General features: G+C 45.1%; 17 protein-coding genes and 1 tRNA gene. 11 read left to right on the top strand and 7 right to left on the bottom strand.

The window, feature by feature from the left end:
* Positions 1 to 24 precede the first annotated feature (24 nt).
* Both TM7x_RS01560 and recR read left to right on the top strand, forming a co-directional pair.
* Positions 25 to 315 (top strand): YbaB/EbfC family nucleoid-associated protein, encoded by a 291-nt coding sequence (locus TM7x_RS01560; RefSeq protein ID WP_039327275.1) that lies wholly within the window; start codon positions 25 to 27, stop codon positions 313 to 315.
* A gap of 4 nt (positions 316 to 319) precedes the next feature.
* Complete coding sequence (recR, locus tag TM7x_RS01555; RefSeq protein ID WP_039327272.1) at positions 320 to 937, top strand: recombination mediator RecR; 618 nt, start codon at positions 320 to 322, stop codon at positions 935 to 937.
* 68 nt (positions 938 to 1005) lie between these two features.
* On the opposite strand, the gene TM7x_RS01550 is transcribed toward recR, so the two are convergent.
* On the bottom strand, positions 1006 to 2154 hold the full coding sequence (locus TM7x_RS01550) for a PKD domain-containing protein (protein WP_039327269.1): 1149 nt from the start codon (positions 2152 to 2154) through the stop codon (positions 1006 to 1008).
* 191 nt (positions 2155 to 2345) lie between these two features.
* On the opposite strand from TM7x_RS01550, the gene TM7x_RS01545 reads away from it, so the two are divergent.
* The 3 genes from TM7x_RS01545 (at position 2346) to cysS (ending at position 5752) form a co-directional block, all read left to right on the top strand.
* Positions 2346 to 3332: a DHH family phosphoesterase gene (locus tag TM7x_RS01545; RefSeq protein WP_039327266.1), complete on the top strand. Its 987-nt coding sequence runs from the start codon at positions 2346 to 2348 to the stop codon at positions 3330 to 3332.
* A 415-nt stretch (positions 3333 to 3747) separates the two neighbouring features.
* Positions 3748 to 4164, top strand: coding sequence for a hypothetical protein (locus TM7x_RS01540; protein WP_039327263.1), 417 nt, complete (start codon positions 3748 to 3750; stop codon positions 4162 to 4164).
* Between the two features lie 154 nt (positions 4165 to 4318).
* Complete coding sequence (cysS, locus tag TM7x_RS01535) at positions 4319 to 5752, top strand: cysteine--tRNA ligase (protein ID WP_052198807.1); 1434 nt, start codon at positions 4319 to 4321, stop codon at positions 5750 to 5752.
* 41 nt (positions 5753 to 5793) lie between these two features.
* Here cysS and TM7x_RS01530 read toward each other — a convergent pair whose 3' ends face one another.
* Genes TM7x_RS01530 through TM7x_RS01520 form a run of 3 tightly spaced genes read right to left on the bottom strand, consistent with a single transcriptional unit; the run spans position 5794 to position 8904 of the window.
* Positions 5794 to 6927 carry an AI-2E family transporter gene (locus tag TM7x_RS01530; protein ID WP_039327257.1) on the bottom strand — a complete coding sequence of 378 codons (1134 nt, stop codon included), beginning with the start codon at positions 6925 to 6927 and terminating at the stop codon, positions 5794 to 5796.
* A 2-nt stretch (positions 6928 to 6929) separates the two neighbouring features.
* A complete protein-coding gene (locus TM7x_RS01525; RefSeq protein ID WP_039327255.1) occupies positions 6930 to 8162 on the bottom strand; it encodes an ABC transporter permease in 1233 nt (410 codons plus the stop codon).
* Positions 8155 to 8904 (bottom strand): ABC transporter ATP-binding protein, encoded by a 750-nt coding sequence (locus TM7x_RS01520; protein WP_039327252.1) that lies wholly within the window; start codon positions 8902 to 8904, stop codon positions 8155 to 8157. The genes TM7x_RS01525 and TM7x_RS01520 overlap by 8 nt, the downstream gene beginning before the upstream one ends.
* 73 nt (positions 8905 to 8977) lie before the next feature.
* Here TM7x_RS01520 and rppA point away from each other — a divergent pair, with 73 nt between their 5' ends.
* The 5 genes from rppA (at position 8978) to TM7x_RS01495 (ending at position 14195) form a co-directional block, all read left to right on the top strand.
* On the top strand, positions 8978 to 9646 hold the full coding sequence (gene rppA, locus TM7x_RS01515) for a two-component system response regulator RppA (protein WP_039327250.1): 669 nt from the start codon (positions 8978 to 8980) through the stop codon (positions 9644 to 9646).
* Positions 9643 to 10593: a sensor histidine kinase gene (locus TM7x_RS01510; RefSeq protein ID WP_039327246.1), complete on the top strand. Its 951-nt coding sequence runs from the start codon at positions 9643 to 9645 to the stop codon at positions 10591 to 10593. Before rppA ends, TM7x_RS01510 begins: the two co-directional genes overlap by 4 nt.
* Positions 10594 to 10670: 77 nt before the next feature.
* A complete protein-coding gene (locus tag TM7x_RS01505) occupies positions 10671 to 11129 on the top strand; it encodes a GreA/GreB family elongation factor (RefSeq protein ID WP_082001333.1) in 459 nt (152 codons plus the stop codon).
* Between the two features lie 69 nt (positions 11130 to 11198).
* Positions 11199 to 13715 carry a cation-translocating P-type ATPase gene (locus tag TM7x_RS01500; RefSeq protein WP_039327240.1) on the top strand — a complete coding sequence of 839 codons (2517 nt, stop codon included), beginning with the start codon at positions 11199 to 11201 and terminating at the stop codon, positions 13713 to 13715.
* A gap of 24 nt (positions 13716 to 13739) precedes the next feature.
* Positions 13740 to 14195: a GNAT family N-acetyltransferase gene (locus tag TM7x_RS01495; RefSeq protein ID WP_039327235.1), complete on the top strand. Its 456-nt coding sequence runs from the start codon at positions 13740 to 13742 to the stop codon at positions 14193 to 14195.
* A gap of 34 nt (positions 14196 to 14229) precedes the next feature.
* Here TM7x_RS01495 and TM7x_RS01490 read toward each other — a convergent pair.
* A tRNA-Gln gene (locus tag TM7x_RS01490) sits at positions 14230 to 14304 on the bottom strand.
* A 73-nt stretch (positions 14305 to 14377) separates the two neighbouring features.
* On the opposite strand from TM7x_RS01490, the gene TM7x_RS01485 reads away from it, so the two are divergent.
* Positions 14378 to 15688 (top strand): class I SAM-dependent RNA methyltransferase, encoded by a 1311-nt coding sequence (locus TM7x_RS01485; protein WP_039327233.1) that lies wholly within the window; start codon positions 14378 to 14380, stop codon positions 15686 to 15688.
* Positions 15689 to 15862: 174 nt separating this feature from the next.
* Here the strand turns inward: TM7x_RS01485 and TM7x_RS01480 are convergent, their stop codons facing one another.
* Positions 15863 to 18178: an HAD-IC family P-type ATPase gene (locus TM7x_RS01480; RefSeq protein WP_039327229.1), complete on the bottom strand. Its 2316-nt coding sequence runs from the start codon at positions 18176 to 18178 to the stop codon at positions 15863 to 15865.
* Complete coding sequence (locus TM7x_RS01475) at positions 18178 to 18666, bottom strand: hypothetical protein (RefSeq protein ID WP_039327227.1); 489 nt, start codon at positions 18664 to 18666, stop codon at positions 18178 to 18180. The genes TM7x_RS01480 and TM7x_RS01475 overlap by 1 nt, the downstream gene beginning before the upstream one ends.
* Between the last annotated feature and the right edge of the window lie 29 nt (positions 18667 to 18695).

Genomic DNA, 18695 nt, shown 5'->3' with positions numbered 1-18695 from the left:
TATACATATTAAATAAGGAGGAATATGGCATTTGATCAAGTAAAAATGTTGCAACAGCTACGTAAAGCACAGAAACAATTAGGCAAGGAAATCATTGAAGTTGAGGCTGGTGATGGTGCGGTAGTGGTGCAAATTAGTGGCGAACTAAAAATCAAGTCAGTAAAAATTGACCCAGAAATGGTTGACTTAGAGAACATTGAAGAACTAGAGCACTGGATTGAAATTGCGGTTCGCGACGGTATGGCTAAGGCTCAGGAAGTTGCCGCTGAAACCATGAAGCCATTGATGGGCGGCCTAGGAAACTTGCCATTCTAAGATCATGTCAACTGACATTTTACCCAAAGCCTTAACGGCTTTAATTGATGATTTTGGTAATTTACCCGGAGTAGGACCGCGGACAGCAGAGAGATACGCTTACGCGGTTTTACGCCGTGATCCTAAATCTGCTAAGCAGTTGGCGCGCTCACTGGATCGACTACATGACCACGTAAAAACTTGCCCAAAAACATTTGCGCTGATTGATGCTAGCGACGACGTTTCGCCACTATACGCAGACCAGGGCAGAAATAGACAGCTTGTTTGCGTAGTTGAAGAGCCGCTAGACATTATTGCGCTAGAGAGAACAAAACAATTTACCGGCACCTATCATGTACTAGGTGGCGTGATTTCGCCAATCGATAATATTGGACCGGAGCAACTGCATATTCCTGAGCTAATTGAGCGTATAAAAACCGACGACGTACAGGAAATTATTATCGCCACTAACGCCTCAGTCGAGGGTGAGTCTACTGCTTTGTTTTTACAGCGCTACATCCAGGAAGCTGGATTAGGTACTACAATTACTCGCTTGGCGCGCGGCATACCAGTCGGTGTTGACCTTGAATATGCAGATCAGATTACATTAACGCACGCCTTAGAAGGTCGGAAAAAACTATAATCTCACACCTTAAAGCCAATAAAATACCCGCCTGATTATGGCGGGTATTTTTCTATTAGCTTAGCCTATTACATTTGGCGGCGGCTAACAACATAAGCGATAGTAGCTGCGGTCAATCCACCCAGGCCTAGTGCTGACATAATCACGTCGCCTGCACCAGTCGTTGGCAACTCTGGAGAAGGCGTAGGAGTGGCAGGAGTTTCCTGACACTTACTCATATCCGTCGTATGATTTAACTCGTTGAATTCTTCTTTCTTAATTTCACGAATTTCTTTAGTCTTAATCACACACACCTTAATCTTAGAAGGAGCCTCTTTACAGTCATTTGGATTCTTTGAGTGCTTTTTCTCATTGAATTCAGACTCTTTAATAGTTACTGGGTATTTCTTTGTTGCTAAATCACAAACTTGAATTTTAGGCTCGTCTTTAACCGTGATAGTCTTTTCGCAGTTTGGGCTCTGCCTTTTAACTTCACCAGCCTCTTTGCCGTTTACCGTAACAGTAACTTTATAGTTACCAGCTTTTGCGTAAGTGTGTTGGATTTCAGATGAGGTAGTTGTCTGAGTATTACCATCACCGAAGTCGTAAGTGTAGCTGGTGATAGTTGCGCCGTCTTTAGCGGTTGCTTTTGTACTAAACTTAAACGTGTTACGAGAAACTTCAGCTACTTGCAGGACGTCACATGTTAGCGCTGGCTTTGCTGGAGGTGTTGTTGGTGGACCCCAAACTGGGTTACCACAATCCTTAATAACACCGGTGATGAACTTACCATTGTCATCAAACCATGCATAGATTCGGTAGCTCTTAGGGCCATCCACAAAGCTCTGGCCAGTTGTGTACTGGTAGTAAGTATAACCAGCCGCGCTATATGTACGCTGTGGGGTAGGCTGACGAGTACCAGCCTTAGACTGTACGGTTACGGCGTTTGTAGCCACAACTCGACCGTCAACTGTAATATTACCGCTTGCATCAACCACACCTTCACGCATGTTTGAGCCACCCTGAATCATGGTTTCAGTAATATACCATTGGCTATATAGAGATTTAATCTCCGAACGGCTATATGCCGATTGCAATTCTGACATAGAATTGGTGCCGCAGTAAACGACATTAAATTTGTTACAGCCGGCAGCCTGTGAAGGCGATGCTAGCCAAATTCCACCGAACAAAGCGATTCCCAGAGAAATAGCGATGCCGATTTTCTTAAATTTGTTCATAAAAACTCCTCTTTCCAGCCCAATATTCGGGCTTTATGTTCCCATACTAGCACAATTTTTATATTTTGTCAATAATAATTTATAAAAATGTTTACGTTTTTAGTGTATCTGTTAAACGTCTCTATATAGCTATAAATTAAGCCCCTAAAATCCTCACCAAAGACATAAAAACTATTTGTTATAATAAATATATGCTCGATACAGCTAAACAATTTATCCAATCTGCAAATAATATAGTTATTATACAAGCTGAAAACCCTGACGGCGACAGTCTGGGTTCTAGCTTGGCACTGGAAGAAGTGCTGAGCGACCTGGGAAAGTCCGTCACATTATATTGTCCGGTCGACACCCCCAAATACCTACGTTACATACGCGGCTGGGATAGGGTAGTTGGTGATTTTCCAACACAGGCCGACGCCGCTATTATTGTCGACACTAGCGCCGACGTATTGCTTAGCAAGGTACTAGAAACACCTGGAGTAAGACATTTTCTGGAAACACATCCGGTACTGGTTATTGACCACCATACCGCCGAGTCAACGCTGAGTTTTGAGCACACCATACTATCTGATACGGTGGTGGCCACCGGGGAATTATTGTACCAATTGTTCACCCACGCTGGTTGGACTATCAACCGGCAAGCGGCGGAGAATTTGCTAATCGCCATTATGTCTGACAGCCTTGGCTTAACTACGCCAAATACCACCGCGGCGACCTTTCACGTCGCTGGTGAATTGACCGAGCTTGGCGCCTCCAATGCCGAAATCGAAGAGCGACGGCGCGAATTTATGAAGAAATCGCCGGAAATTTTGGCGTACAAAGGTAAATTGATTGAGCGCATCGAATATTTACTGGACGGACAATTGGCGCTGGTACACGTGCCATTTGAGGAAATTCAAGCCTACAGCGACGCCTATAACCCCGGCGCGTTGATTGGTGATGAACTACGACTAGTCGAAGGCGTGGCGCTCAGCTGTGTCATCAAAACCTATCCCGACGGCAAACTGACCGCCCGCCTACGCGGCAACCTCCCAATCGCCGACACGGTCGCTGGCTACTTCGGTGGTGGCGGTCATCCATATGCGTCAGGATTCCGTGTATACGAGAATTATGACGAGGTTGTGCGGGAATTGGTAACGGCGACGGATAAGGCCTTGAAAGAAGCAGAGCAGAGTTAAAGCTTTTACAATTACTATATAACACACCAAGATCGCAACAGAGTTGATAAAAATATTACACCACATTTTTGACAAAATCGCTTGACATTTTATTCTATTAGTGATATATATATATCAGCTTTTGTTGACTAGTTGAGTAAATCCTTGTCCGAAAGCGTACTTTGACAAGCAGCCTAGCACAGGATGAGGTTTTATTCCTTTTTTTGAGGAGAAAATAGAAAGAGGAATGGAATCTCGTCCTGTATTAAAGAACAACACTTAGCCACATTCACGTGGGGATGAGAGGAAAGGCAAGACCGTGAAGCTCATCAACCCTTCTACAGGGGAGTGTCAAGGATACGTCCTGACCAACGCTCTTTCAAAATCCCCCACTAAGACCCTAACGACGATCTTCGTTAACGAGGAATACTGGGGAATGCTTGAATCTATAGACAAGGCTACTGAACAATTAGTCGAATCTTACGGTAGAGCGTTCGGACCCGCCGACAAGCACGACTTGTCTAGTGCGCTGGATGAATTCGAATGTGCAATCTTTACTATGGCCGCATATCGACAGATCGGAGGAGGATGTCCAGAGATTGAAAGTACAAACTCAAACGACCTATCCATCACGTCAGCCTATGTTAAGCGCATTTTGCGGGATCGTATTGAGATACCCGTCTTAGAAAATGTAGCTAACAAAGGCATCGGCGGCATTGTATGCCTTCGGCTCGCTCTCTTCATGGCCTTAGCTTACGAGTTTGTGCTTGAAGAGGTTACAGTGGCACTTCACAACCAGTACCTCGAGCACTTCTATCATATGCTGATGTGTAAGCAGGGAGCCGAAGACTGATAATCCGAGTCCTACTCGGCATGCAATAGCGGCAAGTTGTTCTTTTTTATAAAGGCTGCTTGTCGCTATTCCCTGAAATTGTTATCAAGACCCATCCGGGGTTATTTTTATATCAATTTTGAAAAACCAACCCGCGTACCGTACAATAGAGTTGATGATACAGCTCTACAACACTCTTACTCGCCACAAAGACAAACTGATGCCGCTCGACAGGCAGACGGTTCGCATGTACACCTGCGGGCTGACTGTGTATTCGCAGCCGCACATTGGCAACTGGGTCGGCTATATCTATTGGGATGTATTGGTGCGGTTACTGCGCTGGCAAGATATTCCAGTGATTCGCACGCAAAATATCACCGACGTTGGGCATTTGACTAGCGATGATGATGGTGGTGAGGATAAGATGGAGAAGGGGGCGCGCCGCGAGGGTAAAACCGCTTGGGACGTGGCCAAGCAGTACATCGCCATCGCCGAGCACGAAGCCTACGAGGTGTTGAAATTAGTGCAGCCCGACCATTTGGTGCGGGCAACGGACTACATCCAGCAGCAAATCGACTTTGCCCGCGGACTAGACGAGAAGGGATTGTTATACAAGATTGATGGCGATGGCATGTATTTTGATACGTCGCGGCTAGCAGATTATGGTAAATTAGCGCGGCTAGACGTGGCGGGCCTAGAAGCGGGCGCGCGAGTCAGCGTGGCAGGTAAGCGCAACATCACCGACTTCGCCGTCTGGAAATTTTCACCGACCAACACCAAGCGCGACATGGAATGGGACAGCCCGTGGGGCGTTGGCTTTCCGGGCTGGCATTTGGAGTGTAGTACAATTGCTCGTGAAACTTTGGGCGACCAAATAGACATTCACACCGGCGGCATTGACCACATTCCAGTACATCACACCAACGAGATTGCCCAAAGCGAGAGCCTGACTGGAAAACAATTTTCTCAAATTTGGCTGCACAATAACCACATCAAGGTCGACGGCCGAAAGATGAGTAAGTCGCTGGGTAATATCATCACCCTCAGCGACATCACGGCGCGCGGATTCAGTCCGATGGCCTTTAAGCTGGCAATCCTCAGCAAGCATTACCAAACCGAGGGGAATTTTACCTGGGAGATTTTGGAAGCAGCCCAGGCGCGGTTGGATCATTGGCGCGGCTATGCGGCTCTGCGACACCAGACGCACGACACGCTGGATGATGATGACGAGAAAGATGAGCAGGAGGGTACGGTGTCGCTGCTGGCGGCGCGGCAGGCGCTGGTTGAAAAGTTGAATGATAACTTGGATACGCCAGGGGCGTTGGCGCTGATTGATGAGGCGTTTTCACTACTAGATCACGCGCCGTTAGAAAAAATCCATCGCGGTGGTTTGTCGCAATTGATTGAGATTATTGACGAGGTTTTGGGCCTAGACTTGGCGGAATCGACCCCTGATATTACCGACGACTTGAAGAGACTGATCATCCAACGCCGCAACGCCCGTGCTGAAAAAGATTGGCAAGAGTCTGACCGCATTCGCGACGAGCTGTTGGTCGCTGACATCACCATTCGCGATACGCCAAGCGGCAGCATTTGGGCATGGAAATAGCCCGCTGAATCCAACGGGCTATACTTTCATTCTGGATTTAATTAACTTTCGTTTTTCAATTTCTTCATTAATTTATTCAGCGGTTTTTCACTCTCAATACGATTTAGTCGAGCCTGTTCCAAATAATTCTCCAGCAACACCCTAACTACGCCAGCCGTCGGAATGGCAATCAAGCTTCCCAAAAGCCCGCCAACATAGAGACCGATTGTCACTGACGACAACACCATCAGCGCCGATAGTTCTAATTTCTTTGACTGAATTGACGGTGCGATGAAATTGTTCTCAATCTGCTGATAGACGATGAAATATATGGCATAGATCACACCAGCAGTGACGTTGTTGAAGAACAGCAGTAGCGCAATTAGCAACCCAGCCAATGTTGCGCCAAACATTGGGATAAGCGTCAACACGAAGGTAACCATGACGGTCAACATCGCCAAGTTTGAATCAATAGCCGGAAATGCCAGACTGAGCACGAACACCACAAATCCCGACAGTATCGCATCAATTCCAGAAACTGTTAATTGGCCAGAGACATATCCCGTGACTACGTTATACATGCGCCCAACCAGTCTTTTATGTCGCTCCATTTTTTCCTGGTCGTTATAAAGACCCCATAGCCGTTTCATCCACATCGGTCCCTCCAGTAGCATCAAGAATGACAGGACTAGCACCAAGAATAATGACCCCAGAAATGCTGCCAATGAACCTACGCTTGAGATCAAGCTAGTACCAGCACTAGCAGCCCAAGACGAAGCCTGTTGCTTCAGGTTATTTAACGTCGCGTCAACCTGCGGACGTAAACCGTTTTTATCAATTAACTCATTAAATCCATGCCACTGTGAGCCAGTTTGGTCAATCAAGCTCGGTACACTTTCAACAAATTTGGCGGATTGCTGGACGATTGGCGGCACCACAAACCACGCCACACAGCCCAATAAAAGGACTAACGTCGTATAAGCCAGCGCTGTGCCGCCCAATCGACTTTTACCTGGTAGTTTTTTAGCAATAGCTGCTACTGGTCGATTCAAGGCTAGCGCTAAGAATAAGGAAATCCCCAACAAGATAAGCGCATCCTTTGCGGAGTAAATTGCTAGGCCAGCCAGGCCAAAACCCATTACTACTAGCCAAAACCGCACGAACGTTTTTGTGTCTATTTCAATACGTACTTTCATATTTAAACCTTACCAGCTTTCCTTTTCATCCGCAATGTTGATAGGGATAGTTTATTATCATACGACATAGCACCGTAGCGGAAAACGCGCACCGATAGCCACATGACAAACACTGCCGTAACGACCAAAATTGTCGCGCCCAGCAATGCTTCCCAGACTGGCAAATTGCCGACTGCATTTCTTAACAATAACGGAATTGGCGCAGTAAACGGAAATAGCGATAGGAACTTAACAAAGAACGAGTCAGGGAACGACACAAAAACTGTAATGCCATAAAGTGGTCCAACAAATAACATCATCACCAAGCCAAACCATTGGCTCGCTTCCTTAGCGGTCGGCATCATTGCGCCCAAAGTCACCAGCATGCCCGTAAACAGCATGAAGCTGGCTGAGAAAATTACTATCGCCAAGCTAATCCTCACAGGATCAAATACAAGTACGCTCAAATCCATATTCGGCAATTGTAGCTTTGACCCAAACGCCAGGTATCCCGCCACGACAGGCAAAACAACTATCGATATCTGAATCAAGGCCAGCACCATCAGTGATAATATTTTTCCTGTAATTAATGTGTCAGTTTTAACCGTCGTCAGCAACATCTCTACTGTGCGATTTTCTTTTTCTTCAGTAGTACTGGTTAGCATTTGATTGCCAAAGAAGCTAATCAGCATGAACAAAATCACTAGAAATAGTCCTGGCGCTATCATTTCATTAATGCCGCCATGCTCCTTACCATCAAGATAAGTAGTTGACGATAATTGGACTTTGTTTTGAAGAATAGTGACTTCTGCTGGACTAATGTTATTAGTTACCGATTTACTCAGCAGGCTCTGCGCCACTGCGCCATATTTACCGTTCTGGAACAGACCGACATCTTTACCGTAAACTTCAACTTTTTGCTGGCTTATGTCTTTTGGAAAATAAATATAAGCATCTACTTTGTTATTTTTTACGTCATTAATGCCAGATTCTTTTGATTGAGCTGGCTTAGCCTTAACTGCTGCGAGTAGCTCTGAAGATATTAACTTTGAATCGTCGGTAATTTCTAATGAGAATTCTTGCTTGTCCAATTCTTTTGATGCCTGAATTGTCGTACTCTGTGACCAAAACATGATGCCGTAAAGCACCGCTATCATCAGAGGGAAACCCAATGCCATCAGCCAAAAAGTTGGCTTTTTCAAAGCTCGGATCGTCTCAAATTTGAAGACTGTACCTAAATTATGCATTCTACTCATCACCTAACTCCTTATCTTCGCCGCCATACACTTTGACAAAAATATCGTCCATTGAAGCACCACCGAACTGCTTTTTCACCTCTGCCAGCGTGCCGTACGCCGCTGCTTGACCTTCCTTTAATAAAATCAGTCGATCACACAATTGCTCAACCTCTTCCATTTGATGCGTGACGTAAATAATCGTCGTGCCAGCTTTTCGCTGCTCTTCAATGATATTCATCAGCAACCGACGATTCACCGGGTCAAAACCCTTGGTCGGCTCATCCATAATCAGCAATTCTGGGTCGCCCATAATTGTTACACCCAGCTGAATTTTTTGCTGTTGCCCACCTGATAATTTATCTAATCGCATATTTGCTTTGTCGCTTAAGCCAACGCGCTCTAAAAATTTCAAAGAGAATTTTTTAGCTTCATTACGATTTAGACCTTTCAATTGACCAAAATAAATCATCACGTCCAGCACTTTTTCCTTTTTATACAGCCCGCGCTCTTCTGGTAGGTAACCGAGGCTCAGCTGATTCTCCACGGCATACGGCTTGCCATTAATTAGTAGGTCACCAGCCGCTGGCTCATATAGTCCCAACAAAGCTCGAAGAGTCGTGGTTTTTCCTGAGCCATTACTACCGAGAAAACCAAACACTTCACCCTGAAAAACATCAAAGCTCAAATCTTTAATAACTGTTTTATCGCCAAACTTCATCTTAAAATGACGAATCTCAACAATTTTTTTATTACCGGACATATACCTCCTTTTCTTTTGAATAAAATTATAGCACTATCCCTAACAAACGTAAAAAGGGTATAATAGATACAGTATGAGACTATTAGTCATCGAGGATGAACGAAAAATAGCAAGGGTGATTTCCGAATCTCTCAAGCGCGAAAAATACGCCGTTGATATCTCTAATGACGGCGAAGAGGGCTTTAATTTGGCGGACAGCCAGCCGTACGATTTACTAATCGTTGACCGGATGCTGCCGGGTATGGAGGGTGTGGAAATTGTTAAAAAACTGCGGAAAAACGGTAAAAGCATGCCGATTTTATTTCTCACAGCCCTGGGTGCCACCGAGGATAAAACCTTCGGGCTGGACGCGGGCGCGGATGATTACTTGGTTAAGCCGTTCGCTATTGACGAGCTGCTGGCGCGAGTCCGAGCCTTACTGCGCCGGCCGCCAATTCAGCGGCCGGATGTTCTGAAAATTGCCGATTTGACGATTGATAAGCAGCAGCAAACCGTGATGCGCGCCGGAAAAACTATCGACTTGACTAGTAAAGAATACGCGTTGCTGGAATATTTGATGCAGCACCCGAACCAAATTCTCAGCAAGGAAATGCTAATCGACCATGTTTGGGATTTTGATGCCGATATTTTACCGAATAATGTCGAGGCGTACATAAAAAACTTGCGCCAAAAAATCGATAAGCCGTTCAAAAAACAATTGATAAAAACCGTCCGCGGCTTCGGTTACCGGATTGAAGCATGAAAATTTTTACCTCGGCAACTATTAAATTGGCGGGCTGGTATTTACTGATTTTAATGATCGTCAGCCTGCTGTTTAGCAGTATTATTTTTCAAGTGGCGCGCTCGGAAGTTGACGCGCAAATCCATAAAATTATCATTCAGCGCGGCAACGATTTTCCTAGCATTGATTTGTCGGAACGGATGGATATTTCGACGCGCAATCTGCTGATTAGCTTGGGCTATATCAATCTCATCGTGCTGCTGGCGGGCGGCGCTTGCTCGTATTTATTGGCCAGGATTACGCTGCGGCCGATTGAGGCGGCGCATAAAGCCCAGTCGCGGTTTGTCTCCAACGCCAGTCATCAACTGCGCACGCCGCTGGCAATTATGAAAGCAGAGACCGAACTGGCGCTGAAAAACCCGAAAACGCCGCGGGCGGAACTAACGGAAACGCTGGAAAGCAATTTGGAGGAAATTAACAAATTGACCGAGCTGACCGCCATGCTTTTAGAATTGTCGCGAACAGAGAACAGGCTGGCGCTGGAAGATAAAAGCTTCGACTTGGCAGAATTGATATCCAATCTCATCCGCGAACGAAAAGCCGAAACCCGCACGGAAATGAATTGCCCGGAACACACAAATATCTCTCTTCACCAAGCCGCAACGCGGGAGCTGTGCGCGATTTTACTTGACAATGCATTAAAACACAGCCCGAAGAATTCGCCGGTAAAAATCCAGGTACTGCCATCGAAACAGAATATCACCGTGCATTTTACTAACGACGGCGCAATTTCCCAGCAGAATCTGCCGCACGTGTTCGAGCAATTTTTTCGCGGCAATCAACAAACAAAAGGCTACGGCTTAGGACTACCACTAGCCGAACAATTAGCCAAGGCTTTAGGCGGTCAAATATCCGTAAGCACCGCTAAAACCTCAACCATTTTTACAATTTCTTTACCTATTATTTAAATTTTCAGCTAATTTTCAGAATTGGATGTTGTAATGGGATTATTGATTGGTTGGATTGCCAGTCTGAAAGGGGAAGTATGAGTACAACATTTTTAAGTAAAAAAGGATTTAAGGAACTGCATAAGGAAATCTCGCGTTTGGAGATGGAAGAGAAGTCGCTGATCGCCGAGCTAAAGGAAATAGGACGCGCCAAGTCCCGCGACGACAAGCTCCATCGTAACGACGTCATTACACAACTAGAAAATATTCAATCAAAAATTTTCACGAAGAAGGATATTTTACGCCATGCTAAGCCTCTACCGCGAAAACGGGATCGTCTGAGAATCGCTATTGGCTCAGTGGTGGATTTAATGGATCAACAGGGAAAAATATTCCGCTACACACTAGTCAATAGCTTGGAAGCTAATCCACTAGACGGCAGGATTTCTGTGGATAGTCCATTAGGGAAGAGCCTGCTTAACCATAAAAAGTCCGAAACCGTTTCCTGGAAAAACGGCTTAGCCACCAGGCAACTACAGGTAGTTAATATTCGCTAACTTGGATTGTCCACCACAACAGTTTAGTCCTCACTGGCGGGTGAGGGCTTTTTTTCATATAATAAGCTTATGCTTTTTTATAATTTATCAATTGATGAAACATTGAAAAAATTAGGCTCGCGACGAGAGGGACTGGCGATGAGTGAAGTAAAAAAGCGCCAGAAAAAATTTGGAGAAAACGTTATTAAACTCCAATCCGAACCACTTTGGCGAAAAATCATTGAACCATTTATGGATATTTTTTCACTAGTACTGATTTTGGCTACAATAGTCAGTCTCATTCATGGCGAAATAATTGATGCCGTCATTATCCTAATCATCTTAATAATTTCTGCTGTAATTTTTTACGTCCAGCGCTTCTCAACCGACCGAGTACTCAGGAGCTTGTCGCGCCATGATGCGCAAAAAGTTGACGTTTTAAGAGCGGGAAAAATTATTTCTATTGACAGCGCAAAGCTTGTCCCCGGTGATATCGTCAATCTTTCCGAAGGCGAAAAAGTACCAGCTGACATTAGGCTAATTAAAGCCACAAACCTCCGTATCAATGAGTCTCAGCTGACAGGCGAATCAATCCCAATTGGCAAAAATAGTGATAAATTAGAGGGTGAGCAGCAGATTTACGAGCGCACCAATATGCTATTTCAAGGTTCGTTCATAGTATCTGGCACTGGAGCAGGTGTCGTCACAGCAACTGGCAATCAAACAGAGTTTGGTAATCTGGCCGCACTGTCAAAAAAAGAAATCGCCAAAAGTCCAGTCCAGCAGAAAATCGATAAATTAATTACCAAAATTATCGCTGTCGTTAGTGCAGTGGCGACTGTGGCGTTTTGTTTAAGCCTGCTGCGCGGCATGGATGTTTTAGACAGCTTACGCTTTGTGATTGCGCTATCCGTAAGCGCCGTGCCAGAAAGTCTGCCAATTGCAATTTCCGTAGTTTTAGTGCTGGGAATGCGCCGAATGGCCAAGAAAAAGGCGCTAGTCCATCAAATGAGGGCAATTGAGACCATTGGCGTAATTAACACTATCGCTACAGATAAAACCGGCACGCTAACGAAAAATTTATTGACTGTCCAGGATATCTGGACTCCAGAGAAGCGTAATAATCTATCAAAAACCATAGCGTATTTTGTTAATCGCGGCGACAGCAAAAGTCACGACCCGCTAGATATAGCACTGGACAATTTTGCTCGAAAAAATGGTACTGGCGTCCGCGGGCTACCAGCAGCAGAATTGCCATTTAATCAAGACTTCTCGATGTCAGCTGCCGTTTGGCATAATGGAGCGAGCTATAAAATATATTACAAGGGCGCCCCAGAAGAAATTATCAAGCGCTGCAAATTACCAGCCACAGAATCCAAACGCGCCAAGCAAGCAATTACCGAATTAACCTCAAAGGGATACCGTGTAGTTGGTCTGGCAATCAGCGACGATGCAGAAATTCCGACTGACTTCTCTAAAATATCGCGTCAGAAATTGCAATTTAAAGGGCTTGTGGCGGTAGCCGACGTCTTGCGACCAGAGGCTTCTCGTGCTATAAAATCAGCAATTTCAGCAGGCGTTTCGGTACGCATGATCACTGGCGACCACTTCGAAACGGCATATCAAATTGGCAAACAACTTGGTATGATTGAAGGCAGAGAAGAGGTTTTTGATTGCCGAGAAATGTCGAAGATGACTGACGACCAATTGGACGCAATAATCGAACGGACAAAAGTGTTTTCGCGCGTTATTCCAGAACAAAAATACCGGATTTTAACCATATTAAAGCGTCACAATATTACCGCCATGACTGGAGATGGTGTTAACGATGTACCAGCGCTGTCTGGTGCTGATGTTGGGATTGCTATGGGCTCAGGGTCACACATCGCAAAAGACGCCGGAGCAATAATCCTGCTAGACAACAATTTCAAAACAATTATCGACGCCATGCGAGAAGGCCGGACAATTATCGCCAATGTCAAGCGGATGTTATTTTATCTTTTATCTACCAATACAGGCGAGCTGATTACAATGATCGGCGCGCTGCTGATTGGCATTAAAACGCCGCTGGAACCAGTGCAAATTTTATGGGTAAATTTGGTGACTGACACGTCAATGGTGATTCCGCTTGGTCTGGAGCCAGCTGAGAAAAATGTCATGAAACAACCACCCAGAAGTCCTGGCACACCAATTTTAGATAAGATTATGATTTGGCGAATGGCTGTAGCTGCCGGCACAATGGCAGCAATTGCACTAATTACATATGTGTTCTTCGAAAAGCATTACGGTCATGATTACGCGCAAACGTTGGCGTTTATATCTCTGGTAGTTAGCCAATGGGCAAATGCTTTTAACGCCCGGAGTGATGAAGATTCTGTCTTTACACGCCTAAAAGTGATGAATCGTAGCTTTTACATTGGAATAGCAATGTCGTTAATTTTGCAAGCCCTGGTACTGTTTGGGCCGCTCGGTGAACTACTACACATCCACAAAGTCGCCACACACCACATGACTACCATTGGTCTAGCTTCGCTAATTATTCCAATTGCCACCAGTGAGATTCATAAGTGGTGGACCAGACAAAAATTAACTGACAGAGTGTTATAATATTCCCTCAGGAGGAGGACAATTATGGAAATCAGACCAATGACAATTACCGACTATCCTGGAGTCTATGAACTTTGGACATCAAGCGCAGGCATGGGCCTAAATAACCTGGATGATTCAGAAGAGGGAATTGGCAGATTCTTAGACCGCAACCCGACAACATGTTTTGTAGCAACAGAAGAAAGAGAGATCGCCGGAGCGATTATAGCCGGTCACGACGGTAGGCGCGGCTATATTTATCATACCGCGGTCGCCGAGCAATATAAGAGACAGGGAATTGGCCGAAAATTGGCCGAATCAGCACTAAAGGCCTTAAGCGAAGAAGGCATTAATAAGGTTGCATTGCTAGTATTCAATAGCAATGATGGGGCTAAAAAATTCTGGGAGAAGCTAGGATTTACAGCGCGAACACCAGAGGAAGGCGACGATGTTGTGTATTACAATAAAGCCCTGGCAAACATAACGCGAATTGATACATGACAAATAAAAAACACCCCTTAGGTGCAAAAATTCTTGGCTGGGACGGCAGGATTCGAACCTGCGAATGCTGGGACCAAAACCCAGTGCCTTACCACTTGGCGACGTCCCAATATAGCCAGGACCATGATGATTATAACACGCTGGCCAGAAAAAATCCACAAGTCCTGGTATAATACACTCTAATGGGAAAACAAATTTTTGAGACTTTAAGACTAGAGAAAATCGTTGGTGGCGGCCAGGCGCTTGGTGCTATGAATGATGGGCGCAAGGCGTTCGTTTGGGGCGGGCTACCAGGCGAATTGGTGAAAATTCGTATAACTAAGAAAAAATCGCACTTCGTCGAAGGCGTGGTGACAGAAGTTCTTGAAAAAAGTCCAGAGCGAATTATGCCGCGAGATGAGAATAGCTATCTCAGTACTAGCCCTTGGCAAATCATGCCGCTCTCCAGCGAACAGACATATAAAGCGAATTTAATCGAAGAAGCTTTCCGACTTCATGGCGTTATGTTACCAGAGAAAATTGACGTATTTACTGACGGCGTAGAATTTAACTATCGCAATAAGGTCGAGTTTAGCTGGTTTGGCGATAAGACAGATAACGGCACGAGAGAAACTTTAGATTTGGCATTTTTCAAGCGAGGTAGCAAGGGTAAAGTCGTTGTCGAAGGGACTAGTCTGGCTCATCCAAATATCAACAAATTGGCAATTGAAATTCGCAACCTCCTGCGAACCAAACCTGTTACCGCCCGACAATTAAAAACCCTCTTGATCCGCACAGACCAACAAGGAAACGCCGTCTGGCAATTATACATAAAAGACCGACTCGCAGACCTCATTTCCAAAGAAGAGGCAACCCAACTGTCAGCCAAAGGCAGCGAGATAATCTATTCCGACCCGAAAAGCCCAGCCAGCCGAGTCACTGAGCGTCTGAATAAATTTGGTGGCACAACACTAACCGACACAATTTTGGGCGTCACATTTAATTATGCCTGTGAAGGATTTTTCCAAGTTAATATTCCAGTTTACGAGAAAGCCCTAAGCGACATGCGCGACTGGATAGACCATGAGAATAATTTACCAACCCTCGACCTTTACTCTGGAGTTGGCACAATCGGGCTGACAATTGGCGGCGATGATATTACACTAGTCGAAATTAACGAACACGCCGTCGCGGAAATGCAAAGAAACATCACCAAATTAAACCGAGCAAACGCCAAGGCGATTTTAGCGCCAAGTGAAAAATCTCTGGAATATATAACGGGCGAACAAATCGTCATCGTCGATCCACCACGCGCCGGGCTGCACGCAGATGTCGTTCGGAGACTACTGGAAACTACGCCACCACGAATTATTTACCTCAGCTGCAACCCCGTCACCCAAGCCCGAGACGTCAGTCTACTTCAGGAAAAATACGAAATCACACATCATCAAGGCTACAATTTCTTCCCGAGGACGCCGCATATTGAGCATTTGGTGGTACTTGATAAAAAGTAAATAAGAATACATAGCATTGACAAAATGTAAAATATTTGGTATATTAATAACATGCTTTATGATAATCCAACCACAAGAGAACGTTCGGGATGTATAAATCCAGAAATTGAAAATCCAGAGGTACCAGGAGAAGTGACAGTCAGAGACTTGGCTCTAGAAGCTATATTAAATAGTTTACCCGACAGAAGTGGAAATTCTTCGTCCGACACGTCGAGCGATAAATAGTTGAGTCAGCGTCGCGAGAATAATCACGCCAATCGCTGGCCACATGATAAATAAATTAGGCACCGTAAAGTCGAAGAAATCTCTCAAGAAACCAAAGCCGAAGCTACCTGCCGCCACAACAACCACCGACAATAAGTATAATAGTCGGGCGCGCTTGGCGGCTTTATCGATAGTGACATCCAGCATAATTCCAACCAAAAATACCAAATATACACCAAAGAACGTTGCCGTCAACACCGTCATAGTTGCAACTTCAGCGGCGTGACCAGGGAAGACTACGGACATAATCCAATAGGTAAAGGCTACCGTTAAGCCAGTTAGTAGTGCAATCGGCAATACCGCCAGCAATGTATCACGCCAAAAACGCTTAGGATTTATGCGATGTTTCGGCATGGGAGGAAAAAGCGTCCACATAAGCGTCGGCATAGTCACCAGAAAAATATTCATAAACGTAATATGTCGCGGTGAATACGGATAGTTCATATTGATCAGAATTGTCGTAAGAAGAAGTGTCACGCCGTAAATAATTTTATGGAAAAAGAGGATAGCAATTACTTCAATCGCCTGCATAATTTGATTGCCCAGCTTCATTCCCATAGGTAGAGAAGTGAAGGAATTGTTAAGCAAAATAATATCAGAAACCCGCCGTGAGGCTGGGGCGCCAGCGTACATAGCCACGCCGAGGTCTGCCTTTTTCAGAGCCAGCGCGTCATTAACACCATCGCCGACCATGCCAGTAAATTTGCCTGATTGTTGAAACCTGGCAATCAAACGCTCTTTCTGATCGGGTAGAACACGGGCAAAAATTGTATAAGTGTCAGCGGCTTCATTAAATTCGTTATCACTTAGCTTCGCCAAATCAGCCCCTAAAATCACTTTTTCTGGATGCTTAATGCCAGCTTCACGTGCGATATATTGAACCGTGCGCGGATTGTCACCAGAAATTACTCGGATAGTTACACCTTGGCGCTGCAAAAAATCTACCGTCTCAACTACACCATGACGCAGGGAATTACGTAAAATAACCGCGCCAATAGCCATACCAGAGCCCTCTTTTAAATCTTTTATTTTGGTTTTTTCGTCCGCAAATTCCGCCATCATCAATACGCGCAGACCTTTATCCGCCCAATCATTCAATTTCTTTCGAGTCTCCTTATCAATAGGCGCCAACTTCGACACAAACTCCGGCGCACCCATTATTAAGGTTCGCACCGTACCGTTGACCCTAGCTCTCACGCCCGCCATTTTACGCGCAGACGAAAACGCCATAACATCAACTATTTCCGTATCCTTTGGCGGGGTAGCTTCTGCTAGAATAGCACGGCCAGTAATATTCCCGCCACTAGTTTCATGGGCAATCAAAGCCGCAAAGCTAGCCACATCCGAGCTCGAAAAATCATCTCCAAACGACGCTACCTTTTCCAGCGACACTTCATCGCTGGTCAGAGTGCCAGTCTTATCCACCGCCAGCAAATTCAGCAGCGCCATCGCTTCAATTGCCGACAACTTCTGTGGCAAGACTTTTGCTTGAGCTAGCCGTAATGAGCCAAACGCCAGCAGTAATGAGCTTGCCAATAACAAACCCTCTGGCACAACCGTAACCGCCGCTGAAGTAATTGTCTTTAAAATAATAACTACATTATCACCGGAGAAATAATAGACTATAGCAATTAACAGAGATAAGATAATTGCGCCATATGTCAAGAAATATATTGCTCGCCAAATCGCTAGCTGTAGAGGTGTTAATTCTGGCTTATAGTGCTTCAGAACTTGGCTAATAGCGCCAGCCTTCGTGTCGTCGCCAACAGCAATTACTCGCGCCATACCTTCACCAGCCAAAACAGTTGTCGCCGCCAATACAACATCGCCATTCTTCTTTTCAATCGAAGCCGACTCTCCGGTCAACATACTCTCATTCAATTCCAGGCCTTTTGACTCAATAACTTTCGCATCAGCCGGCAGCTCATCACCGGCCTGAATAAGAATTTCATCGTCAATCTTCAGATCATCATAGTCCACTTCAACTACGTTTCCATCTCTCAACAATCGAGCCTTCGGTGCGCTCATCAGCTCTAATTGACGCAAAACTCGCTTAGCTCTAAGTTCTTGGACAATACCAATTGTCGAGTTTACGACAATCACCACAGAAATAAACCAAGCATCGCGATACTCACGCACATACACCAGCGCACCAGCAAGCAAAAAAACAACCACGACAATAGGAGAAAGCAAATTTCGTTTAATAATATCCAGATAGTCACGCATTAGCTTGTCTGTATCCTTCTGTAGCGGAAGCGTGCACCCACCCTCCAATTGCCATATGCATCAGAATCAAATTGATATATTTCACCATTTTTTACTTCAGAAATAAGCACCAGAGCAGGATTATATGGCGCCAAAGTTTTATAAAAGTGCAAATCTTCATCAGTTACATGCTTGCGCCCAGGAAAAACCTCACGAAATTTTTGCTTACCAATATCCGTAAAATATCGCGGCTGCCCCTTCGGCGGTAAAAATAGCTCCGCTCGCATACCCATTCGTGAAATTATCTTTTTAACATCAGATAAGATTAACGGCGAGGTCGCTTCCAGGTACATCATCAGCTGCTTTTTATTCGTCAAAAAAACCGACGCCTTAGCAGTGCGACTAACATCAGCGTGCCACAAAATTATCGATTGAACATCAATTGGAAAACCAAATTTTTCCTTAGCAATTCGCTCCAGCGCCAGCTCGTCGTACGTCGCCTTATTCATAGATAATATTTTACCATTTTTTTATGAGG

It is taken from the genome of Candidatus Nanosynbacter lyticus, assembly GCF_000803625.1.
In the GTDB taxonomy this organism is placed as follows: domain Bacteria; phylum Patescibacteriota; class Saccharimonadia; order Saccharimonadales; family Saccharimonadaceae; genus Nanosynbacter; species Nanosynbacter lyticus.
The sequence above is the reverse complement of the archived record's forward strand: the minus strand, read 5'-3'. Positions and strand labels throughout refer to the sequence as shown.